A 23066-nucleotide genomic window follows, 5' to 3' on the forward strand; every position below is an offset into this window, starting at 1 on the left:
GTGAGAGTAAGTCATCGCCAGCTTTTAAATCTAAAACACCCTCTGTCATAAGACAGAGGGTGTTTTTTATTGTCAGGAGGAAAATTGAAAAATAGACGAAATTTAAGAAAATAATAGGTGAAAAGTCGATAAATATTTATAAAAAAATCACCATTTTCAAATAAGAATGAATTATTAAGGGCGTGTAATGAATCTAAAATAAACACAAGGGCATCATGGAAAAATTTATCATTCATAAAAATGATTTTAGCACTGAAATTACGACCCTTTTTGGTCAATAAGCAGAACTGAATTATCAACGAATTAGATTGTATAGATCACCTTGAATGAAGAGCATGATGTTTGCGCGATTGCATTACCAAAAAATGATTTTGTAAATTTCATTTCATAAAGTATTAAAAATAATCACTTAAGAAAAATTAAATAAACTGTATTGTTTAATTTACATAAAGTGTGAATTTTGTCGCAAAAATAAATGAACAATAAGACTAATGTGCTATTCCTATAGTGGTATAAATTATGTGAATATAGTCTCAATTGCTTTGATGAGCGACGTTGGTTTTATTCTAAAAATTATATTGAAACTAATGATTTGGAAGAGCGTTTTTTGAAATATAGTTTCACAGGAATTGAATGATGACGGATAAAGCAGTCAACGTTAATCATATTATTGATCACGCAAAATTTAGACCATTTCACTTTAATGTTTTGGTGTGGTGTTTATTGATTATTTTATTTGATGGTTACGACTTAGCCATCAATGGTGTAGTGTTGCCACTTTTGATGGCTGAGTGGGGTTTGACAGCAATGCAGGCAGGTATGCTTGCAAGTACAGCTTTAGCAGGTATGATGTTTGGTGCGATGATTTTTGGTTCGCTCGCAGATAAAATTGGTCGTAAGAAAGTCATTATGATCTGTATTGTGCTATTCAGTGGTTTAACATTTGCAGGTGGTTTTGCATCTAATCCAACAGAATTTGCCATTTTACGTTTTCTTGCAGGTTTAGGTATTGGTGGTGTAATGCCGAACCTTGTAGCCTTAACCTCAGAGTATGCACCAATTCGTATGCGTAGTACGCTTGTAACAGGTATGTTCAGTGGTTATGCCGTAGGTGGTGTGATGGCCGCTTTGCTTGGCTCATGGTTCACCCCAGATTTTGGTTGGCAAATCATGTTCTTTATTGCAGGTATTCCGTTATTTTTATTGCCAGTAATTTGGAAGTTTTTACCTGAATCTTTAACTTTTATTGTTCAACAAGATCGTCAAGCAGAAGCACGAAAAATCGTAAGTCGTTTAGAACCAACAATCACAGTAAAAGAAACAACGACATTTGAATTAGATAAAGTCGATGTTCCTGAGTCTGCAAGTGTAATGAGTTTGTTCCGTCGTGGTCGTGCGATGAATACAGTATTGTTTTGGATAGCTTTCTTCACTTGTTTACTCACGATGTATGCATTAAGCAGTTGGTTGCCAAAACTAATGATGGCAGCGGGTTATTCAATGGATAACAGCTTAATGTTTATGATGGTGATGAATATTGGTGCTGTGATTGGTATTATTGGTGGCGGAATTTTAGCGGATCGTTTCCATTTAAAACCTGTTTTAATGTGTCTTGGTATAATTGGCGCAGTAGTCATGAGTTTAATGGGCTTTCAGTCGAATGAATTCCTACTCTATATTTTAGTCTTCTTGGCAGGTGCAGCATCAATTGGCTCGCAAATGTTGCTGTATAGCTATGTTGCACAGTTTTATCCATTGGCGGTACGTTCGACAGGGATTGGTTGGTCATCTGCGATTGGTCGTATGGGGGCGATTATTGGTCCAATTTTAATTGGTGGTTTGTTAGGTATGAATTTACCTGCACATTTCAATTTTATGGCGGTTGGCTTACCTGTGTTAATTACCGCAATTGCAGTTTCGTTGATTATGAATAGCAATGAATCTGAGAAAATCGGTTCAGGTGTGACAGCAAAAGCTTAATAATTTAAGATAATGAAAAACCCTCACATTGTTGAGGGTTTTTTTATGGGTAAATATAAATTGAAATGGGTGAATAGGGTCGTTTAGGTTTTAATTTTTGCATCATCATAAACAAGCGTATACTGAGTTAGACATGAGGAGTGATTATGTCTACAACGTCCACATCCACTGATTATATTGAGTATGGTACTCGTCCCTTTCTTGCTATTCTCTTTTCGCTATTTTTAGCTGGTTTTGCTGTTTTTTCATCATTGTACTGCGTGCAACCGATGATGCCATTTTTAGCAAAATTCTTTCAGGTGACACCCACACATAGCAGCTTTCCACTTTCATTTTCGACCATTGCACTCGCTTTAGGACTGTTATTTGCAGGCTTAATTTCAGATCGTTTTGGTCGTAAAAAGATTATGGTCATCTCCTTATTTTCGACCTCTATTTTATTATTAATTAGTTCAATTTTGCCCTATTGGGAAATATTTCTTGCGACTCGCATGATGGTTGGACTTGCTGTCAGTGGTGTTGCATCTGTTGCGATGACATATATAGGGGAAGAAATTGCGCAAAAAGATGTTGGATTTGCCATGGGTTTATATATTTCAGGGACAGCCATTGGGGGAATGGGAGGGAGATTGATCGCAGGTGTATTACTCGATTATATCTCTTGGCAGACTGCGACTAGCATTATTGGTGCACTTAATTTATTAATTGCCATTACGTTTTATATGGCATTGCCTGCATCGAAACATTTTAAAGCTTATCCAATTAATTTGAATCGTTTTATAGAATCTTTTAAAAAGAATTTGGCAGATATCAAACTTAGACTACTTTTTGCTGAAGGCTTTATTTTGATGGGTTGCTTCGTGACCGTGTTTAACTATATGAGTTATCACTTGCTTGAAAAGCCTTTTGAGCTTTCACAGATGTGGATTGGTCTCATTTCAATTGCATATTTATCGGGAATTTATAGTTCACCTCGTGCAGCAAGTTGGAGTCATAAATTCGGGAGAGATAACGTCCTCATTGCAATGTTGAGCATGATGATCTTCGGTCTCTGGATTATGCTCATTCCTACTTTATGGGCTATTTTAGCGGGATTACTTATTTTTACTTTTTCATTTTTTGCAGCACATTCAACGTCAAGTAGTTGGGTGTCGGTACAATCCTTGCAATATCGTGCAGTAGGTTCATCACTTTACTTATTTTGTTATTACTTAGGCTCAAGTTTCTTGGGGAGCAGTGGTGGATTGGTTTGGGAGCAAGGAGGTTGGTTTGGTTTAACTATAGCCATTACACTTGTTCTGATCATTGGGGTATTCATTGCATTTAAATTGAAGCAGATCCAAATTCAGGAAAAATTGAAGATGAATTGAAATGATTTTTTCTTAGTTGCTAATATTTTGCTGAATAAATTGAATGCTACTTCGTTTGAATTGTTCAAGAGCTTCGGCTTGCCCCTTTTATTTTTATACTCAACCTTAGAATGAAATGCCGCGAAAAAATTGACATAGTTGACATGTAAACTCATTTTTAAGTTGATTTTAGATAGAGTATTTCATAATCAACTGATTTAGCATATTTATTTGAGTTTCCATTCATCATATTTATTTATTCAATTAAATGGATCGGTGTTTATATGATGTTTGACACTCATAAAGTAAAAATGTTTGTTTTTTAATCAAGCAACATGAGCAGAATTCATGGTAAAATGATCGGCTTTCATCTTAGATCATCTCCCGATCGCCAACTGCCAATCGAGATTACTCATCATGTCTACTGCTTATACTGCTCAAACTGCGCCTACAGCGTTGTTTGATTACGACAAATATTGGGCTTCGTGCTTTGAGCCTGCCCCATTTTTGCCGATGTCACGTGAGGAAATGGATCAACTTGGTTGGGACAGTTGTGATTTTATTTTGGTCTGTGGCGATGCTTACATCGATCATGCATCTTTTTGTTCAGGCATTATTGGGCGTGTTTTAGAAGCACAAGGTTTTCGTGTTGGTATTATCGCACAGCCTGATTGGACGTCTGCCGAAGCATTTAAAGTATTGGGTAAGCCTAATCTCGCTTGGGGCGTAACCGCAGGGAACATGGATTCGATGATCAACCGTTATACGGCTGACCGTAAAATCCGCTCGGATGATGCCTATTCTCCTGATAACGTTCCAAATAAACGTCCTGACCGTGCAGCGACTGTGTACTGTCAGCGTGTCCGTGAAGCTTATCCTGATGTTCCTATATTATTGGGTGGGATTGAAGCATCACTGCGTCGTATTGCTCATTATGATTATTGGTCAGACAAAGTCCGCCGCTCGGTGTTGATGGATTCGAAAGCCGATTTACTCATGTACGGCAATGGCGAGCGTTCAATTACTGAAGTCATGCACCGTTTGGCGCGTGGTGAAAAAATTACAGACATTACGGATGTTCGTGGTACGGCATTTATTGTCAATAAACATAATCGTGCCTCTAAATCTAAGTTTGTTGAAATTGCATCGAATGATGTCGATGCAATTGGTCGTGTTGATCCAATCATCAACCCTTATGTGATGACAGAAGATTTAGATGGCTGTGAGATTGAGAAAGATAAAGGTAACTCTTTAACTCAATATCAAAATTTCCAAAAAGAACTTGTTGCTAATCCAATTATTCGTGAAGGCGATCATTTGGATGCAGATACACAGATTGTTCAATTACAACCTGTATCTAAGGCCATTAAGCATAAATTACCACCCCGTGAATTAGCGGTCATTCGCTTACCTGCATTTGAAGAAGTTGCAGAAGATCCTGTTTTATATGCGCATGCTAACCGTATTTTGCATTTGGAAACCAATCCCGGCAATGCCCGTGCAATGGTACAAAAGCATGGTGAACGTGATGTGTGGTTGAATGCACCACCAATTCCATTAACCACCGAAGAAATGGATTATGTGTTTGATTTGCCTTATGCGCGTCTGCCACATCCATCTTATGGTGAAGCACGTTTCCCTGCATTTGACATGATTAAATTCTCTGTGAATATCATGCGTGGTTGTTTTGGTGGTTGTACTTTCTGTTCAATCACAGAGCATGAGGGTCGTATTATTCAGAATCGTTCTGAAGAATCGATTTTACGTGAAGTTGAAAAAATTCGTGATACAGCTCCTGGCTTTACAGGCATTATCTCTGATTTAGGTGGTCCAACAGCAAACATGTATCGTTTGCAGTGTAAAGATCCTGAGATTGAAAAGAACTGTCGTAAGCCATCATGTGTATTCCCAGGTGTATGCCAAAACTTACATACCGATCATGCACCGCTGACTCAGTTATATCGTAAAGCACGTGCTATTAAAGGCGTGAAAAAAATTCTGATTGGTTCAGGTCTACGTTATGACCTTGCAGTTTTGAACCCTGAATATGTGAAAGAATTGGTGACCCATCATGTGGGTGGTTATTTAAAAATTGCCCCTGAACATACTGAAAAAGGTCCATTGAACAAGATGATGAAACCGGGCATAGGTACCTATGACCGTTTCAAGCAGATGTTCGAGCGTTTCAGTAAGGAAGCAGGCAAAGAACAGTATTTAATTCCGTACTTTATCGCAGCGCATCCGGGTACAACTGACTATGACATGATGAACCTTGCTATTTGGTTGAAGAAGAATGATTTCCGTGCCGATCAGGTACAGACCTTCTATCCATCGCCAATGGCAACAGCGACAACTATGTATTACACAGGTAAAAACCCACTCGCAAAAGTGGCACGTTATACTGAAAATGTCGATATTGTAAAAGGTGACAAACGTCGTCGTTTGCATAAAGCATTCTTGCGTTACCATGATTCAAATAACTGGCCGTTGCTCCGTGAAGCCTTGAAAGAAATGGGTCGTCAGGATTTGATTGGTAATTCGAAGCATCATTTGATTCCGACCTATCAGCCTGCGGGTTCGGCAGAGGGTAATTACCAATCTGCGCGTAAGAAAAACTCTACGGTAGATGGTGATTCGCAAAAACGTAATGGTGAGCAAGGCAATCGTACTAAGGCATCACAAGGTCAGTCACGCCCTTCAAATACCAAAAAACGTCCTGAGCGTGGTCAAATTTTAACGCAACATACAGGGTTGCCTCCACGTGAAACAGGTGACAGTAAAAAGCCATTTGGTGGGTCTAAGCCTAAAAATAAAGGTAAAGCTAAAGCATAAAATATTTTAAATATACGACTTTATTTTTGAATAAATTAAAGGATGCTTCGGCATCCTTTTTTAATGTTGAGAACAAGTGCCGAAAATAAGAGTAAAATTTTGAATAGGTAATTTAAAATAAACGGTTCTATATTAATAATTTTATCGGAAATATTTGTACTTTATAGAAAATACCGCTATAAATATATAGTTGTTGTATTTTCATAAAAATGTCATATTACGTGAATAAAATATAGTTTAGTTCAAATTATAATTGTATAAATGATCGTTGATTCATGAATACCATTTAGATTTTAAAAATTGTCTCGCAACGAATTGTTAATGTTTGAGATAATCGTGTAATGATTCATATTGTTTTTTTACAAAACTAAGCTATAGCAATAATCAGTTATATAATAGAACTTAGAACCAAGAAGAATCGGTCATAAGCCGAATATTATAAAAAATGAAAGGATAATAAATCATGGATTTGATCGTTATCGTAAGCCTTATCATACTGAGTCTATTCAGTGTTGTTTTTTTCAATAACTTGAAAAATGACAAAAAAAATGACAGTGCATTACGTCGTAGAGCTGTTTTTAATTCAATTGAGATGATGACATTTACCCGCTTAAAAGAAGTGCTTCCTGAAGCAAATGTATTGGCTCATGTTTCATTTGATGCTTTGTTGACTACTAAATATTTACACACTCGCCGTAAATATCAAAAGATGTTTGCAGACTTCGTGGTACTTGATAAAAATTGTAAAGTGATTGCAATAGTGGCTTTAGATGACATCCATGCGTTGAAGCGCATGAAACAACAGGCACATCAAGATGCTTTACTGGAATCGGCAGGGTATCGAATGGTTCGCTATAACGGTGCTCCGGAATATCAGCAATTACGTGAAGACTTTCTGATGGAGTTTACAGGGATGCATCAGCCTGAACAGGAGTATACGATGAGTATGGGGAAGTCTGATCTGTATTTAAATACAGTAAATCGTATTCGTATTTTTGGTTAAAAAAATGCATGGTCTAAACCATGCATTTTTATTTGACTCTATATTTTATTCAGGTTTAACAGCAACAACTGTCATTTCTACAAGAACATCAGGATGATACATTTTCGCTTCTACACACGCACGTGGCAGTGCTTCAATATTTGATACCCAAGCATCCCAAATTTCATTAAATGCATCGTAATCTTTATCAATATTTTTTAAATAAATGGTCACAGACATGATATGGCTTTTATCGGTACCTGCATCTGCAAGAAACTGATCAATAATATCGAGTGTCTGCTGTGTTTGTCCTTTAATATCTAAGCTGAAATCACTAGCCAATTGTCCTGCTAAATGAACTAAATTGCCTGAAATTGCAATTTCAGAAAAGCGTTTTGCAACGTGCAGACGTTGTACAGTCATGGTCATTCTCAAATTTTCTCTTAGCTTAAAGTTTACGTGATCATGAGCCATCTGCACATCTGATTTTCAGATTTTGTGCCGTGTGTTGCTTGTTGGTGAGTGTATCGATTCGAATCAACATTTTGTATTTAAAAATAATCAGGCAGTTTTGTTTTGGACAAATCACGAGATTTCCCAAATTGAGAAATTGAATTTTGGCTGAACGTAATTGATTTAAGCAGAATGCAATCGAACATTCTAGGGGGCAGAGTTGTTGAATTTGTGTTGTGTTTTGCTGTTTTGGATATTTTTTCTGTGTAGAAATATTCATTTTTAGACCTATGGATCAAAATCATTTTATTTTAAAGATACTTAAAAAGTGGATGGTAGTGTGCCATCCACTCAAGGGTGAATTATTGTGGTGGAGTGTAAATTTTTAATTCACGTTCAGTCCGCCCATTCAATTGATACCAATCGATATTTCGGGTAATGAACATCACAATGCTCAGGATAATGAAAGCGATCACCGAACCCATCAAGAATGTTTTTCCTGACGATTGCAATAACATATACATGATGCCGTACAGGATACTGAGAATAACGCCAAATAAGGCAGCAGCTTTGAAGCCTTTCATGACAAAGAATAAATACCATGTCATCAGGCTGATACAGGCAATAGCAGCTACTATGTATGCCCATGCAAAAGCATAATATTCACTGATTGCGAGTAAAAGGACAAAGAAAATGCCTTGCGCCATTGCCACTAATGCGTATTGAATTGGGTGAATGCGTAAACTTTTCAGTACTTCAAATAGGAAAAAACAGCCAAAGGTAATGAGGATAATCACAATACCGTATTTAATGGCACGGTCAGTTTGAGTATAGACATTGACGGATTCTAAAAATTCGGTAGAAAGCCCGATTTTTTCATGAGTATTTTCAGCAGTATAACTTCCTTCATTGTCTGAGTATTGCGATGATTTCAATGGATTTAAGCAATTTTGATTATTTCCATTATTGGCAGTACAGTTTGTCAAAACATTAAGATTTTGTTGCCCAAGTGCAATATTTTTCCACTGTGCAGAGAATTGTTTTTCAGCACTATTCTTTTTATAAGGTAGGCTTTGACCATCATATTTAGCATCTGCCCAATTGCCTTTTGCAGCGTAGGTAATCACATTACTAGTGGGAATAAGGGTAAATTTATTCAGTCCTGCGGTATTTACTTGCAGTTTAAATTGAAAACCATTTTGAATGGCATTGAGCAGTTCAGGTCGTTGTTTTACGCCAATTCGCATAAAATTTAGTCCTGAATTGGTAGTATCTTGTGGGGTAATTTCAAACTGATAATTTTGATTTAAAATCTTGATCGTTGGATTCTGATTTAAACCGCGTGGATCAGACATGGGCAATACAATTTCCGCTTGATTCCATTGATAAGGGTGTTGTTCTAAAAGTGGTTTTTGAAAACTACCTTGTGCTGTGAGAAGTGCTTGATAGCTGATTGCTCGGTAAATGGTACGCTTATATTGGTTATCAGAGACATCAAATTGTGATGTCCAGTGCGTTTGATCTGCGCCAATCAGTGTCCAATGAGTTTCGATACACTTATAGGGTTCTTTTTTCTCATTTTGACAGATTCTATTTTCTTGATAAGGTACACGAATATACGGTGAAACAATGCTTTGAGGGCGGATATGGTTCTGAGCAATATCTTGTAAGAAGTCTTGTTGATATTGTTGTCGCTCTGAAACCAAGGCTGAAATGAAATTGAGTCCGACCCAAAATATTGCCATTAAAATAATAATAGCAATGATTTTGAGGGTTAAAAAATTTGATCGCATCGCAGTTCCTTGTTGTTCTTTCGATGAGGACAGTTTGCGAGTGCTATATGTGTTTTATTTGAGTGTAAATTGATTTCAATGTGAAGTTTAGGTGAAGTACGTCAGATGCCATACCCAAATTTTTTGGAGGGTTCATGACAACATTTATTACAACGGCAATTCAATACTGACTAAGACGCCTGATGTATGGGGTATCAATTTAGTGATGTGATTGGCTTGAATATTTTCAATTTTAATTTGTCCATGATGTTGTTCAATCACTTGCTTAACGATGCTCAGACCAATGCCTGAACTGCGTTGTTGATTGCTGGGACGGGGTAAAGAAAAATAAGTATCAAAGATTTGAGGTAATGCATAATTAGGAATTGAAGCACCTTCGTTGAACAGGCTAATTTGAATTTTTTTATTATCTAAATGAATGAGTTTAAAAAAAATTTTATCTGTAGATGGGGTAAAGTCCAAAGCATTATCAAGGACATTGGCAAGGGTTTGCTGAATCCAAAAACGATCGGCACTAATCATACAATTGGGTTCAATATCGAGTAAGCATTGTATCTGCTGTTGCTGAATCTGACTCGCATGTTGATCTAAAACTTGTTGAATTAGCTCAGATAAGTTGAAATATTGTGGTTCAACTTGATGCTGAGATTTTTCAAGTCGTGTCAATAACAACATACGATCAATTAATGTTTTGAGTCGGTGGCTTTGCTCATGTATATGGGTTGCAAATTGTTGCTGATCTTCTAAGGGGAGATCTTCTTTGAGCAATTCAGCACTTGCTTGAATCGCCGTGAGTGGGCTTTTTAATTCATGGGTTAGTGTATTGACATAATGTTCGACATAAGCACGATCTTCAAGTTTTTCCCGCATATTTTCAACGGCTTGAGCTACTTGATTGAGTTCTTTAGCAGAACGGAAATAGGGAGTTTGATTAACGGGTGCAAGTGCCTGTGCATATTTACGAACGCGATCAATACTATGTTTGAGCCAATAGGCAACTAAACTTGCCAAAAACAGGCTAATCAAACCAATCCAACCCGCCTGACGTAGCAATTGATCTTCGGCACGTTGAATATAGGGTTGTACTGAAATATTCGGTTTACCAATACTAACCACGCCAATTAGTTGGGCTTTTCCATTCACCTGATAAAAAATGGGTGCTGCAATAAACATAGTACTGCTATAAGCACCACTGTCATTGCCTTTAAGGTCATAACTTCGAGTTGAACGCACACCATATTTGCCCTGTAAAGTTAGATAAACATCATTCCATTTTGAATAATCTTGCCCTGTGGCAATACCTTGAGAATCGTAAATCACTTTGCCTTTGGCATCGGTAATATAAATTTGTTGATTGATCTCATTTTTATTGTGTTGCCAAATATTGGCATTAAGTTTGCGATTGAGCGCATTTTGAATTTTTTGATCGAACTGCGCTGTATCGACTCTGCCATCATGAACATCTTCAGCCACTAACATGGCGATAATATTGGCATTTTCTGCAAGGGTATCTTCTACCACTTGACGGACATTGGGTTTGACTTGCTGATTAAAGGTATATGACATAAAGCATAAACCGAGCAAAATAATTAACCCGAAGAAAAACCAAATACGGATAAATATAGACATGCTTTAGCTCATCCGCTTCAAGCTATAGCCAAAACCACGATGCGTTTCAATGGGTTCATGTTCAGGTGAGATCTGTTTGAGTTTATTACGAATACTTTTAATATGGGTATCGACTGTGCGCTCTAAACTATGCTCAGGATGTTCCCATACATGATCCATCAATTGTTGACGGCTAAAAACCTGTTCGGGGTGCTGGATAAGTAATTTTAGTAAACGATATTCATAACGGGTGAGTTGTAAGGCAATGGCATAGTAATGAATTTGCAAGGTTTCATCCTGACATTGCCAAATATTAGAAGGCTGTTGTGACGAAATGGATTGCTGTTTTTCAGCAAGAAGCTGTTGTTGAATTTCCATTCTACGCCAAATGGCTTTGATGCGAGATACAATTTCCCTTGAGCTAAAAGGCTTTGCACAATAATCATCTGCGCCAATTTCAAGCCCAACAATACGATCTATTTCATCATCTCGAGCAGTTAAAAAGAGTAAAGGTGTATGATTAAAAGTTCGAATTTTTTTACAGACTTCGAAACCGTTTAAATCAGGTAAGCCAACATCTAGAATAATAAAATCAAAGTGGTTTTGCTCAATTTGTTGAATAGCAGACATGCCTGTATTTGCCCAAGTCACCAACCAATCTTCGCGTTCAAGTGCATAACGTAGAGGCATAATAATGGCAGCATCATCTTCTACACATAAGATTTGTTTTTTATTATTCATGGGCTTAAAACATAAGTGACAACAATTTCAGTGTACTGAAAATGAAGCAGAATGGCGATGTGATTTAGGTGAAGTTTAAGTGAACTTTGTAATAGATGATATTTTTAATATTTGAAATTGAGTATTTGAAGTGCAAAAAATCTATAAGAATAGAATTTTGAGGGTTTTTCCCCATGTGAAATTCTGAGCGCCCTGTAATATTCGGATTTGATCGTCACGCCAATCACAGGACAATATATCGTAAGTATTGATGACTTCGATATCTCGGCAACAACATGGGTAATGTATTGCGGGGAACAGAGTACGCTATTTTTTGATCATTGGGGATAAATATTTAGTCGAATATTGATGTGTTGTTTAATAATTCATCAAAAATGATAGTCTGTATGAATCATTAGTATAAAGATAACAAATATTTTTGTGATTCAGACCCAATAAAAAGTTGAGCTTCAACTTTTTATTGCCATAAAGATAACTGATATTCTTCTTGCTGTTCAGAGAGTTGGTAAAGTCCAACACCAATTAAACGGAATTGAAAATGTTCAGGAATATTCATTTCTTTCAGTAAAATCTGAATCACTTGAATCATTTCTTGCTGTGAGTTAAGAGGCTGTTTAAAACTTTTACTGTGTTGTAAAACCTGAAAATTTTTAAGTTTTAATTTGACAGTAACGCCTCGTGCTTGCATTTGACGTTTTCCTAAACTGATCCAAACTCGTTCAATCAAATTGCCCCAATAGGACTGACATTGGTGAATATTCAAATCATCATCAAAGGTAGTTTCTTTAGAAATTTGTTGACGTTGGCGTTCAGCTTGCACAGGACGATCATCAATACCTTGCGCATATAAAAATAGTTGTTTGCCATACTTTCCAAAATGATGAATCAGAAAATTTTCATCGACTCGCTGTAAATCACCAAGCGTTTCTAAATTGAGACTTTTTAATTTTTCTTGCGTGACTTTACCTACACCAGGAATTTTTTTCAGTGCTAAATGTTGAATAAAATGCTGAACCTGATTCGGTTTAATAATGCAGATACCATTTGGTTTATGCCAATCTGAGGCAATTTTGGCGAGAAATTTATTTGGTGCAACACCTGCCGAAGCAGTCAGTCCTGTCGTTTGAAAAATATCAGCACGAATGCATTCTGCAACTTCTGTCGCACTTGGAATATTTTTTAAATTTTCGGTGACATCCAAATAAGCTTCATCGAGTGAAAGAGGTTCAATTAGTCCCGTATAATTTTGAAAAATCTGATGAATTTTTACAGAAATATCACGGTATTTTTCAAAATTAGGTTCAATCACAATGACTTGAGGACAGCGTTTTTTGGCTTGTGACATCGACATTGCCGAACGTAGACCAAACTCACGAGCAGGGTAGGACGCTGCTGCAATCACTGCACGTGGGTGATGTGAAGAAATCACCACAGGCAAATGTTTCAGTTCAGGTCGGTCAAGGAGTTCAACGGATGCATAGAATGCGTCCATATCAATATGAATGATTTTTCTCATACATATGTCTTCATGCTGAGGTGATATGAGTAGGTAAAATCAATTTTAACCTGAATAAATTGATTTAGATGCATCATCAAGAGAATAAACGACAGCTTGTGTCGGCAAAATAAACTAAAGATTTGTTTTTCGGCATGATCAATGAGCACATTTATTATACAGAATTTTTTTTTCACGCCTTTTTACTGTTGAATGATTTGGCTTTTCTTTAGAAATTGTTGCCATGCTTGGGCATCAGCATAAAACACATTTAAATCGACAGGTTTTTCAATGCCTGAAATTTTACCCTGATTGTTGTGTTGCCAAAATGTCCATTTACGACCATCTTTCAGATTAGGCTGTTCTTTATATTCACGAATCCAAATGGGGGTATTTTTAAATTCTCCCAAAAGAACAATGTTATAAAAAGCTTTTGAAGTATAAAAAATTGGTTGTTTATCATAGTGTGAGCGCAATTGGTCATGCATGATTTGAATTTGTTTGAGCAATTGTTCTTTGGTGTGTGTATTGATGCAATTGTTGTCATATTCCAAGTCTATTACAGGCGGGAGGGCATCAGGTTTATTTGGGACAGTTGCAATGAAATTCTGTGCTTGAATTGCACCATCACGGCAAAGCCTGAAAAAATGATATGCCCCGACATGTAAACCTTGTTCACGAGCTTTTAGCCAATAATTTTGAAAGTGATCATCTTGATAATCTCCACCCTCAGTCGCTTTTAAATATACAAACTGATATTGCTGTGGAGAAATTTTTTTCCAATTGATCTCACCTTGATGATGTGACACATCAAAGCCTTTAATGGTATAGGGCTCTGCAGTAGCTTGTTTATTATAGATAATCAATGTAATTATCAAGGCAAAGGCACTCAACATGACCAAAGTAAATAAGATGAACTTACTATTGAGCTGATGAAATTTATATTTTTTACTTTTTGCCATGATGATTTAAAGCATAATTTTAAAAATAAAGAAAAGATCTACGACTCATAGTTTAGCGTGAACGACATTTCAAAACTATCTTTTACTGCATGCTTAAGCGCATAGTGACTATTTACTTAGATTTGTTGGTCTTTTGGAAGTTGATAAAAGATCCAAGCTGTAATGATATTAATTGAACCTAAAATCATCAGCGTTGTATGAAAGGCTTGTGTAATGTGTGCTTGTCCAAAATGTGCCGTAAAGATATTTAGTAAAGTTCCTGCAAACGCAATCCCGATACTCATGGATAACATCATAATCATTGACAAGAAACTATTACCGCTACTCGCATCTTGTTGTGGCAGATCTTTGAGCGTTAAGGTATTCATGCTGACAAACTGTAATGAATTGAGTACGCCAAAAATAAAGAAATGTAGGGCGCGAAGCCAAAAAGGTGTATCTGCCGTGGTTAAGGCAAAGCTTGCAATACAAGCACCGACCAAGATTGTATTAAGGAGTAAAAAACGACGATAACCTACCCGCTGAATGATTGGACGAATAATTGGTTTAGAAAAAAGAGATCCTAAGACGACAGGGGTCATCATGATTCCGGTCATCAAAGGTTCCATGTGGAACGCAACTTGAAGCATAAGCGGTACAATAAAGGGAATAGCATTGGCACCAAAACGTGCAAATAAATTACCGACAATACCAATGGCGTAAATTCTATTTTTAAACAACTTACTTTGAAACAAAGCATTGGTATGATGATGGGCATGCCAAGCATAGAGAAAAGCTGCAATAAATCCTGAAATAAATAGTCCGATGCTTAATGTACCAGACACTTCATGACTTGCCATATTTTCAATACCAAGCGCCATGCCTGCCATCGCAATCATCAATAAAATAAAGCCACTCAAATCAAACTTTTTCACATTCGATTCGGTGCGGTTTGGCATGATTTTAAAAGCCATAAACATGCCGAGTAGCCCCATGGGTAAATTGATCAGAAAGATCCAATGCCAAGACATATATTCAACTAACCATCCTCCTAAAATAGGTCCAGTTAATGGACCCAATAATCCTGCTAAGCTCATGATGCTCATCGCAGAGAGAAATTGTTCTCGTGGAATCAGTCGAAGCATAGCAAGACGCCCAACAGGCATGAGTAAAGCACCACCAATGCCTTGAATGACACGAAAGCTGATTAGTGAATAAAAACTATGAGACAGTGCACAACCGAGTGAGGCGAAAGTAAAAATAACGATAGCAGCAAAAAAAGTATTTCGAATGCCAAAACGATCTGCCAACCAACCGCTTAAAGGAATACACACAGCGACAGATAAAACATAACTGATAATCAAACCATGCATACGTAAGGGATCTTCATTGAGATCCTTTGCGATAGTTGGCAGTGCCGTATTAATAATGGTGGTGTCCAAACCTTGCATAAAAAAACCGATAGATACAAGGAACACCAACAGTAAAAATTGAGGCTGTAATTTTTGATGTACAGGAGCATCCGTCATATATTTTCGTTTGGACAAGTTCGTTGTATATAGGCTATTGAGTGTAAAACAAAATGTGTTCACACGCTGTTGCAAAAGCTTATAGATACCATGTAATTCAAAGGATATTGATCATATGTTGTGGGACAGTTTTTATAATGCGCTATACAATAGTGAAAACTAAAGGTTTAAAAAATTGCAAAATTGGCATAATCTCGCACACTTTCTCAAAATGAAAGACTATTTTATGGCATTCAACAAGGTGAAAAATCATGGGCATTGAACTGTTGATGATCGTCGGCTTTTGCTTAGCTGCGTATTCAATTGTCGGAAATGACGTTCCTCAAACACTAGGGACATTTATTTCATCCAATGCACACCGACCTTGGTGGGTGTTATGGATATATACGAGTACTATTTTAGCTGTTGTATTGATGTATGGTTGGTGGACATCGGGTGTAGGTGATGCATCTTATGGACGTTTAGACACTATTCCATTTCCAAAAGAGGGTATGACATGGCTGTATATTGTACCGCCTGTATTACTCCTGTTTTTAACTCGTTTTGGGATTCCTGTCAGTACCACGTTCCTTGTACTTACAATTTTTTCTCCAAGCAGTTTAAGTTCAATGCTCACCAAGTCAATGCTCGGTTACGCAGTAGCTTTTGTTGCGGCAATTTTAATTTATCGTTTTGTCATTAAAAAAGTCACGTTGTATTTTTCACAAACCCGCGATGAACCTGCTTCTAAGACATGGATGGCGATTCAATGGGTATCGACAGGTTTTTTGTGGAGTCAGTGGCTGATTCAAGATTTGGCGAATATCTTTGTTTATGTGCCTCGTGTTGTGCCATTTTGGTTTATGTTGTTTGCGATTACCGTGTTTGTAGTTTTATTAGGTATCGTTTTTTATCAACGTGGCGGTGCAATTCAGAATATTATTGATACCAAAACAGGGGTGCAAGATGTGCGCTCTGCAACGATTATCGATTTCATTTATGCATTAATTTTACTTGTCTTTAAAGAAATGAGTAATATTCCAATGAGTACGACTTGGGTATTCTTAGGTTTACTCGCAGGTCGTGAATTTGCCATGTCTATGCATTTGGTCGAAGTCAATAAACACCGTACTTCACGTAATGTAAGTAAAGATGCACTCAAACTTTTGATTGGTTTATTGATGAGTATTTTACTCGCAACCACATTGCCATGGTTATATCATTGGATTGAATCTTTACGTCATTAATATGTGATTTTAGGTTTGCAGTCTTAAACATCTTATTTGAGATCGACACAATAAAAACCGTTATATGAAAGTAATGTTCGTCAATTCATAGTTTTTAAATCATTTCCAACCCTCCTTTGAAAAAGGAGGGAGATTTTTATGATCTAAATCTCATTAAATTTCAGGTAGTTCCTCTCTTTTTAAAGAGAGGGAAGGGAAGATTTAAATATCTATCAAATAAATTTTCTTCCTGACTAGCGTGAGCCACATAAAAAGACGGTTTTTTATTGAAAAGTTTAATAATTAAACTACAAATTTTTCAGGATTATTCAAATTTTTAATGGCGTTAAAAATTTGGTCAGAATGGTTGCATACAATTAATTTTGCACGGTGCTGTGGCGGTAAAAAACCTTCAGCAACAGCATGATCAAGTTGGGCAATCATATGATCATAAAACCCATTCACATTGTAGAGCATCATTGGTTTTTGGTGCTGATTGAGTTGGGCCCAAGTCGCTATTTCCAAAATCTCTTCAAAAGTACCAAAACCACCTGGGAGGGCAACAAAGGCATTGGCACGTTCTGCCATCATGGCTTTACGCTCATGCATATTTTGAACAATATGTAATTCAGTCAATGTATTATGCGCAATTTCATAATCGAGCATAAATTCAGGAATCACACCAACCACTTCACCACCGTACTCAATCACGGTGTCGGCCACTTGTCCCATTAACCCAATACTTGCACCACCATAGACAATACCAAAGTTTTGTTCGGCAATACCACGTGCTAAATGAATGGCTTTTTCACGATAAATAGGATGGTTACCCGCACGAGAACCGCAGTACAGTGCAATGAGAGGTTGAGTAGTTTTATGGGAAGAATTTAACGCATTATGTGTCATATTTTTTAATACACTGTTCATCAATTTTTATTTCATCTTAACTTAGCATGTTCTACATAGCGTAGTCTGTATTTAAAGACATAAATATGACAAAGCCATTTTAGCGTGATATTCAGAGATTTTTTGCACATGCAACATGAGTGAAGAATGCAGTTGAAAAAAATAAACAGATGAAGTTTTCCCGATATTTGCCTATAATGAATACTAATTTTCACAACAAATGAATCATCATGAGTAGTGGTTGTCGTCGCTCAATAAAGACACAGTCTTCATACATAATAAATTCTCAGTCTAAACTGAAGAAAATTTTACATTTCTTAAATTCAACTAAGCCAAGTACTGACATGCAGGGGCACAATCAATGATATTGGAATGGATGTCTGATCCTTCTGCATGGGTTGGTCTTGCGACATTGGTTGTCCTTGAAATTGTTTTGGGTGTCGATAATTTAGTCTTTATTGCAATTTTGGCAGAAAAACTGCCACCTGAACAACGTGATAAAGCCCGGATTATTGGTTTACTACTCGCACTCTGTATGCGAATGGTGTTGCTTGCATCCATTGCATGGGTGATTACACTTACCGAACCACTATTCCATGTGCTTGATCACGCCTTCTCGGGACGTGATTTGATCTTGCTCTTTGGCGGTGTATTCCTGTTGTTTAAAGGAACGATGGAGCTACACGAGCGTCTAGAGGGTGTACAAGCAGTGAAAGACGAAAATCCTGTTCACGCTGTATTTTGGATGGTTATTGTCCAAATTGTGGTACTTGATGCTGTATTTTCTTTAGACAGTGTGATTACAGCAGTTGGTATGGTCAAAGAATTGTCCGTAATGATGATTGCTGTAGTGATTGCTGTTGGCATTATGCTGTGGGCATCTAAAGCCCTAATGAATTTTGTCAATAACCATCCGACAGTGGTGATTTTATGCCTTGGTTTCCTGATGATGATCGGTTTCTCTCTGATTATTGAAGGCTTTGGTTATCACATTCCAAAAGGTTACTTGTACGCAGCGATTGGCTTCTCAGTATTGGTTGAGTTTATGAACCAAGTCATGCGTAAAAACCAAGAAAAAATGGTGACAACTACAGATTTACGTTTCCGTACTGCTTCTGCGGTTTTGAAAATGTTGGGGGGGAAAAACTCAGACAATCAAAATGGTAAAAATGAAGATGTGATTGCAACACAGGCACTTGCCGATGAAATATTTGATGATGAAAATGGCGCATATCACAGTGTCATGGTTCAAGGTGTATTGGGCTTATCTGAACGTCCTGTCAAATCGGTGATGACTCCACGACCTGAACTCGAATGGATTGATTTAGATGATGATCATGTTTCTGTAAAAGAGTGTTTAATGTCGATGACACATTCTCGTTTAATTGTGGCACATGGTGAATTGGACAATATTGCAGGGATTGTACTTACCCATAAAGTCTTAAATGATTATATTGAAACGGGTATTTTAGATTTTCAAAAACACTTACGTGAACCTGTAATTGTGCATGAAAATGCCCAAGTTCTTATGGTCATGGAACAACTTCGCCAAGCTCCACTTCAAATGGCGATTGTCCTCAATGAATATGGTTCAATTGAAGGAATTGCAACGCCAATCGATGTTCTTGAAGCGATTGCAGGTGAGTTTCCTGATGAAGATGAACTTGATGCTGCGGCTGAAAGTCTAGCTGATGGTTCCTTGATTTTAGAGGGTTCAACCGATATTCGTCATGTATCTTTATTACTTGGTCGTGACTTAGTTGATGAGTCAGAACAATATTCGACATTATCTGGTTATATTTTACATCATTTAGGTCGTTTGCCTGAAAATGGTCAGAAACTTCATGCAGATGGATATGAGTTTGAAGTAGTAACCATGGATGGTCATAAAATTGAGAAAGTGCATATTGTGGCATTGAAGCAGTCTGATGATGAGTAAGTAATTTTCAAATAAAAAGCCAATCAGAAGATTGGCTTTTTATTTTTAGTATGTAACTGATTTAAATATGAGTAACTCTCAATCACTAGTGGACTTATTCGATCAAATGACTTCTTAAATTTAGGTAGTGTAGGGAAATCTAACTTTTAAATATTCGGATAAAAACGTTTGAATTTATAAATAACATTTCTATAATTCGCTAAAAATTCATTAAATTTATGTTATTTATAGTATTTCGTAAAGTCTTCAAATACAGGTGCTTTAACATTATCTTTCACAATATAACGTTTAATAACACCTTGATCTGTATATATTTTCATAAATACATTTTGAGATCCTTGAAATTCAGTCATCATATTGATAGGAACTATAATACTATTACGTGAACGATTAGCTTTAAATATAAAATCAATTTCAGTGGGTCCAATTACATTAAATGATAGATTTTTTATATCATTACTAAATACAACTTTTTCAATATTATATTTTTTATATACACTACTTAAGCTCAAATTTACCTTTAAAATATCTTTATGAGTTTCGTTCCATACGACTGTAACAATTGGACAAATCTCATTTGTCTCACAAATTAATAAACCTCTTGTGCCTAAGTTTGGATTAGTATCGTTAGGATTTGAAGTACAACCTGTAATCATCAATATAATAAAAGGAATGTAAAAAAAATTCTTTATCATGTTCAATATCCTACTGAATACCTAAAAATAGAAATGGTTGAGTAATCTTAAAATAAGAATTGGCTTTGCCTGCATATGTTTTCGCTTGATCTGGGCCCAATTCAAGCTTTTTAGTTTGACCATCTTTAAAGTTAATTTCTTTTAAGTCCACCCAAAAAATATTTGGCGATACAGCAGATTCAAAAAAATATAAACCTTTTTTATGATCAATTACGCTACGCCAGCGAGTAGACGATATATTTGGTTCTTCTTCAGTATTAAGCCCAAAGGGAACGGATGTATTGCGAATTACACTAAATACACTCGCTAATGAGTGTTCAGGTGTCGCATTTTTAGGAATTGCATTAATATAAAATGATGCTCTAGCAAAACGATCTGCTGCTCGGTTAGTACCAGGCAACATGGTTGTCCCGCCTATTTGTTTCCAATATGTATTTAAAGCAAGTTGCTGATCAAATGTTGGAGAGTTTGTCATTACTTGATATTTTTTATCATGATGAATCGTTTGCTTACCAGCAATATATTCAATAATAGCACTATCACCTGTAGAATCAGAAATAGACAAATGCAACGTTGCTAAACGCTTTTCACCAGGAACTTGATCAGTCACAATCATGAAAGGTTCTTTTTCTAAAGCCTGAATTGCTTCATTTACAGTTGCATAATTATCTAATACATACTGTGCCCAAAGCGAGATACTCAGCGGTGGTTTCTTATTTTTCTGAACATCGGGATATTCAGATTCAACTAACCAAAGTAAGTTTGCTACTAAACCTTTTTCGTTCACCCCATCTGTGGTGGAAATATCGTAACCAGTGGCAATAACACTGCCATATTTTGATGTCCACTGAATAGACTTAGGTCCAGCCATGCCAGTTCGTTTGACATTACTTGGTAGAATCCAAAGATTAGTTCCTACATCGCTTTTCCAGTCCATAGAGCGTGCTGTTATTACATCATTATCTCCTAGATAAACAACACGTGTACATGCTATTGCAACCTCAGCGATAACGAGGATACCAACTGCCAACAACAATTTTTTTGTTAGGGTACTATACATGCTTAACTCCTTTCAGAAGTTTTTAGGCTTATTTAAGAAAGTTTAATATTTGAACAATACTGTAATACGGTACTCTAAGTATGTAAATCTATTATATTAATTTTAATACTAAATTTTTTGTGGTTTTAGGTATGGTCTTGCTCAAAATGCTAGATAGAAAGTCTTTCTTTCGACATGTTGAATATAAATTTTTTTATGTGGTATTGGAATGTAAGTCTTCGTCAAAGTGGCTAGGTTTTCATCAATAAAAATAACAAACTTCAATAGGTATCTGCTATTTATAATCCAGATTATTTATAATTCGTTTGGTTATTTATACGGTTTTTGTTTATGTCAAATCTCTCTTGTCCATGCGGTTCAGTACTATATAGCCAATGCTGTCAGCCTTTACATATAGGAAAGACAAAAGCACAAAGTGCCGAACAATTGATGCGTTCACGTTACAGTGCATTTGCAAAATATGAAATTGATTATATTGTAAAAACCACTGCACTTGGACAACAGCAAGCTTTAGATGTCAAAGCTATTGCAGATTGGAGTAAAGCCAATCAATGGTTAAAACTCGAAATTGTAAAAGCCCAAGAAAAATTGGATAAAAATCATGCTCAAGTGGAGTTTAAAGCCCACTATGTCGACCAAAATAGTCATACTCAACAGGTGGAAATACACCATGAAATTTCACACTTTGTACGCCATGAAAATGAATGGTATTTCCTCGATCCGACTACAGATCAGCAAATCACAATGAAACAACCCTGTATTTGTGGTTCGGGTAAAAAATTTAAGCAATGTTGTGCACAATTTTTGTAACTTTTCATTCAATTTGACTTAAACTAGCGCGCATCTTTTACCCATCAGCGGATGAAGGGCAATGTTACTCACCGTTATTTACATTATTGCAATTACGACGGAAGCCATGACCGGCGCGTTGTCAGCAGGACGACGCAGTATGGATTGGTTTGGCGTCATTTTAATTGCCTGTGTGACCGCACTCGGTGGCGGATCAGTTCGAGATGTTTTACTTGGACATTATCCACTGACTTGGGTTAAACATCCTGAATACCTTGTTTTAACCTGTTTTGCAGCGTTCGTCACTATCATTATTGCCAAATGGATGAAGCACTTACATTCAATTTTCTTATTGTTGGATGCAATGGGGCTAATCGCCTTTACCATTATTGGCTGCCAAGTGGCATTACAAATGGGGCACGGCTTTGTGGTTTGTGCCGTTGCAGGCGTACTAACAGGCGTGTCGGGTGGTATTTTACGAGATATCTTGTGTAATGATGTCCCATTGGTCTTCCGCCGTGAGTTATATGCATCTATTTCATTTGTTGCGGTGATCTTCTATTGGTTTTGTATCGACATGGGTGCATCACTTGAACTTACGGTTATTTCGACCTTAGTTTTTGGTTTTTCATTACGTTGCATCGCCATTTATTTTGGTTTAGAAATGCCGAAATTTATTTATAAAGAAGATGATGAACAATCGGCATCTTCCAAAGATGAAAGCTAATATCTACGCTATACTGCGTCAATGAAAATAGAGAATGGTTAA

The 23066-nt window shown here is 36.7% G+C and carries 19 protein-coding genes; 8 read left to right on the top strand and 11 right to left on the bottom strand.

Going from position 1 to position 23066, the window contains the following annotated elements; all coding sequences use genetic code 11:
- Positions 1–636: 636 nt before the first annotated feature.
- The 4 genes from ACK1JC_RS12915 (at position 637) to ACK1JC_RS12930 (ending at position 7164) form a co-directional block, all read left to right on the top strand.
- Positions 637–1980, top strand: coding sequence for an aromatic acid/H+ symport family MFS transporter (locus ACK1JC_RS12915; RefSeq protein ID WP_409512283.1), 1344 nt, complete (start codon positions 637–639; stop codon positions 1978–1980).
- Positions 1981–2126: 146 nt separating this feature from the next.
- Positions 2127–3350 carry an MFS transporter gene (locus tag ACK1JC_RS12920; RefSeq protein WP_409512284.1) on the top strand — a complete coding sequence of 408 codons (1224 nt, stop codon included), beginning with the start codon at positions 2127–2129 and terminating at the stop codon, positions 3348–3350.
- 396 nt (positions 3351–3746) lie between these two features.
- Positions 3747–6161 (top strand): YgiQ family radical SAM protein, encoded by a 2415-nt coding sequence (locus ACK1JC_RS12925; protein WP_409512285.1) that lies wholly within the window; start codon positions 3747–3749, stop codon positions 6159–6161.
- Between the two features lie 463 nt (positions 6162–6624).
- On the top strand, positions 6625–7164 hold the full coding sequence (locus ACK1JC_RS12930) for a DUF2726 domain-containing protein (RefSeq protein ID WP_409512286.1): 540 nt from the start codon (positions 6625–6627) through the stop codon (positions 7162–7164).
- Positions 7165–7209: 45 nt separating this feature from the next.
- Here the strand turns inward: ACK1JC_RS12930 and ACK1JC_RS12935 are convergent, their stop codons facing one another.
- The 8 genes from ACK1JC_RS12935 to mdtD all read right to left on the bottom strand — a co-directional run bounded on the left by ACK1JC_RS12935 (position 7210) and on the right by mdtD (position 15703).
- Positions 7210–7566: a RidA family protein gene (locus ACK1JC_RS12935; RefSeq protein ID WP_409512287.1), complete on the bottom strand. Its 357-nt coding sequence runs from the start codon at positions 7564–7566 to the stop codon at positions 7210–7212.
- Positions 7567–7606: 40 nt separating this feature from the next.
- On the bottom strand, positions 7607–7876 hold the full coding sequence (locus ACK1JC_RS12940; protein WP_409512288.1) for a hypothetical protein: 270 nt from the start codon (positions 7874–7876) through the stop codon (positions 7607–7609).
- An 82-nt stretch (positions 7877–7958) separates the two neighbouring features.
- Positions 7959–9389 carry a cell envelope integrity protein CreD gene (gene creD / locus ACK1JC_RS12945; protein ID WP_409512289.1) on the bottom strand — a complete coding sequence of 477 codons (1431 nt, stop codon included), beginning with the start codon at positions 9387–9389 and terminating at the stop codon, positions 7959–7961.
- 147 nt (positions 9390–9536) lie between these two features.
- Complete coding sequence (gene creC, locus ACK1JC_RS12950; RefSeq protein ID WP_409512290.1) at positions 9537–11018, bottom strand: two-component system sensor histidine kinase CreC; 1482 nt, start codon at positions 11016–11018, stop codon at positions 9537–9539.
- A gap of 3 nt (positions 11019–11021) precedes the next feature.
- Positions 11022–11738 (bottom strand): two-component system response regulator CreB, encoded by a 717-nt coding sequence (creB, locus tag ACK1JC_RS12955; protein WP_409512291.1) that lies wholly within the window; start codon positions 11736–11738, stop codon positions 11022–11024.
- 457 nt (positions 11739–12195) lie between these two features.
- Positions 12196–13254: a DNA polymerase IV gene (gene dinB, locus ACK1JC_RS12960; RefSeq protein ID WP_409512292.1), complete on the bottom strand. Its 1059-nt coding sequence runs from the start codon at positions 13252–13254 to the stop codon at positions 12196–12198.
- Positions 13255–13436: 182 nt separating this feature from the next.
- Entirely contained in the window at positions 13437–14129 is a 693-nt protein-coding gene (locus ACK1JC_RS12965) for a GH25 family lysozyme (protein ID WP_409512319.1), read from the bottom strand.
- A gap of 182 nt (positions 14130–14311) precedes the next feature.
- A complete protein-coding gene (gene mdtD, locus ACK1JC_RS12970) occupies positions 14312–15703 on the bottom strand; it encodes a multidrug transporter subunit MdtD (protein WP_409512293.1) in 1392 nt (463 codons plus the stop codon).
- A 251-nt stretch (positions 15704–15954) separates the two neighbouring features.
- Between mdtD and ACK1JC_RS12975 the strand changes: the two genes are divergently transcribed.
- On the top strand, positions 15955–16929 hold the full coding sequence (locus tag ACK1JC_RS12975) for a hypothetical protein (RefSeq protein ID WP_409512294.1): 975 nt from the start codon (positions 15955–15957) through the stop codon (positions 16927–16929).
- A 282-nt stretch (positions 16930–17211) separates the two neighbouring features.
- Here the strand turns inward: ACK1JC_RS12975 and ACK1JC_RS12980 are convergent, their stop codons facing one another.
- On the bottom strand, positions 17212–17835 hold the full coding sequence (locus ACK1JC_RS12980; protein ID WP_409512295.1) for a TIGR00730 family Rossman fold protein: 624 nt from the start codon (positions 17833–17835) through the stop codon (positions 17212–17214).
- A gap of 340 nt (positions 17836–18175) precedes the next feature.
- Here ACK1JC_RS12980 and ACK1JC_RS12985 point away from each other — a divergent pair, with 340 nt between their 5' ends.
- Positions 18176–19753 carry a TerC family protein gene (locus ACK1JC_RS12985; protein WP_409512296.1) on the top strand — a complete coding sequence of 526 codons (1578 nt, stop codon included), beginning with the start codon at positions 18176–18178 and terminating at the stop codon, positions 19751–19753.
- A gap of 221 nt (positions 19754–19974) precedes the next feature.
- Here the strand turns inward: ACK1JC_RS12985 and ACK1JC_RS12990 are convergent, their stop codons facing one another.
- Together ACK1JC_RS12990 and ACK1JC_RS12995 are read right to left on the bottom strand one after the other, a co-directional pair.
- On the bottom strand, positions 19975–20448 hold the full coding sequence (locus ACK1JC_RS12990) for a hypothetical protein (protein ID WP_409512297.1): 474 nt from the start codon (positions 20446–20448) through the stop codon (positions 19975–19977).
- Positions 20449–20458: 10 nt separating this feature from the next.
- Positions 20459–21508, bottom strand: coding sequence for a linear amide C-N hydrolase (locus ACK1JC_RS12995; RefSeq protein ID WP_409512298.1), 1050 nt, complete (start codon positions 21506–21508; stop codon positions 20459–20461).
- A gap of 330 nt (positions 21509–21838) precedes the next feature.
- Between ACK1JC_RS12995 and ACK1JC_RS13000 the strand changes: the two genes are divergently transcribed.
- Both ACK1JC_RS13000 and ACK1JC_RS13005 read left to right on the top strand, forming a co-directional pair.
- A complete protein-coding gene (locus tag ACK1JC_RS13000) occupies positions 21839–22318 on the top strand; it encodes a YchJ family protein (protein ID WP_409512299.1) in 480 nt (159 codons plus the stop codon).
- 61 nt (positions 22319–22379) lie between these two features.
- The gene (locus tag ACK1JC_RS13005) at positions 22380–23024 is read left to right on the top strand and encodes a trimeric intracellular cation channel family protein (RefSeq protein ID WP_409512300.1); all 645 of its coding nucleotides are present in this window, start codon (positions 22380–22382) and stop codon (positions 23022–23024) included.
- Positions 23025–23066 lie beyond the last annotated feature (42 nt).

It is taken from the genome of Acinetobacter sp. TY2, assembly GCF_046269225.1.
Lineage (GTDB): Bacteria > Pseudomonadota > Gammaproteobacteria > Pseudomonadales > Moraxellaceae > Acinetobacter.

What these genes read in the sequence shown, in the direction of transcription:
- ACK1JC_RS12915 (WP_409512283.1), top strand. Translation starts at nt 637, where the DNA reads ATGACGGATAAAGCAGTCAACGTTAATCATATTATTGATCACGCAAAA.
- ACK1JC_RS12920 (WP_409512284.1), top strand. Translation starts at nt 2,127, where the DNA reads ATGTCTACAACGTCCACATCCACTGATTATATTGAGTATGGTACTCGT.
- ACK1JC_RS12925 (WP_409512285.1), top strand. Translation starts at nt 3,747, where the DNA reads ATGTCTACTGCTTATACTGCTCAAACTGCGCCTACAGCGTTGTTTGAT.
- ACK1JC_RS12930 (WP_409512286.1), top strand. Translation starts at nt 6,625, where the DNA reads ATGGATTTGATCGTTATCGTAAGCCTTATCATACTGAGTCTATTCAGT.
- ACK1JC_RS12935 (WP_409512287.1), bottom strand. Translation starts at nt 7,566, where the DNA reads ATGACTGTACAACGTCTGCACGTTGCAAAACGCTTTTCTGAAATTGCA.
- ACK1JC_RS12940 (WP_409512288.1), bottom strand. Translation starts at nt 7,876, where the DNA reads ATGAATATTTCTACACAGAAAAAATATCCAAAACAGCAAAACACAACA.
- creD (WP_409512289.1), bottom strand. Translation starts at nt 9,389, where the DNA reads ATGCGATCAAATTTTTTAACCCTCAAAATCATTGCTATTATTATTTTA.
- creC (WP_409512290.1), bottom strand. Translation starts at nt 11,018, where the DNA reads ATGTCTATATTTATCCGTATTTGGTTTTTCTTCGGGTTAATTATTTTG.
- creB (WP_409512291.1), bottom strand. Translation starts at nt 11,738, where the DNA reads ATGAATAATAAAAAACAAATCTTATGTGTAGAAGATGATGCTGCCATT.
- dinB (WP_409512292.1), bottom strand. Translation starts at nt 13,254, where the DNA reads ATGAGAAAAATCATTCATATTGATATGGACGCATTCTATGCATCCGTT.
- ACK1JC_RS12965 (WP_409512319.1), bottom strand. Translation starts at nt 14,129, where the DNA reads ATGTTGAGTGCCTTTGCCTTGATAATTACATTGATTATCTATAATAAA.
- mdtD (WP_409512293.1), bottom strand. Translation starts at nt 15,703, where the DNA reads ATGACGGATGCTCCTGTACATCAAAAATTACAGCCTCAATTTTTACTG.
- ACK1JC_RS12975 (WP_409512294.1), top strand. Translation starts at nt 15,955, where the DNA reads ATGGGCATTGAACTGTTGATGATCGTCGGCTTTTGCTTAGCTGCGTAT.
- ACK1JC_RS12980 (WP_409512295.1), bottom strand. Translation starts at nt 17,835, where the DNA reads ATGAACAGTGTATTAAAAAATATGACACATAATGCGTTAAATTCTTCC.
- ACK1JC_RS12985 (WP_409512296.1), top strand. Translation starts at nt 18,176, where the DNA reads ATGATATTGGAATGGATGTCTGATCCTTCTGCATGGGTTGGTCTTGCG.
- ACK1JC_RS12990 (WP_409512297.1), bottom strand. Translation starts at nt 20,448, where the DNA reads ATGATAAAGAATTTTTTTTACATTCCTTTTATTATATTGATGATTACA.
- ACK1JC_RS12995 (WP_409512298.1), bottom strand. Translation starts at nt 21,508, where the DNA reads ATGTATAGTACCCTAACAAAAAAATTGTTGTTGGCAGTTGGTATCCTC.
- ACK1JC_RS13000 (WP_409512299.1), top strand. Translation starts at nt 21,839, where the DNA reads ATGTCAAATCTCTCTTGTCCATGCGGTTCAGTACTATATAGCCAATGC.
- ACK1JC_RS13005 (WP_409512300.1), top strand. Translation starts at nt 22,380, where the DNA reads ATGTTACTCACCGTTATTTACATTATTGCAATTACGACGGAAGCCATG.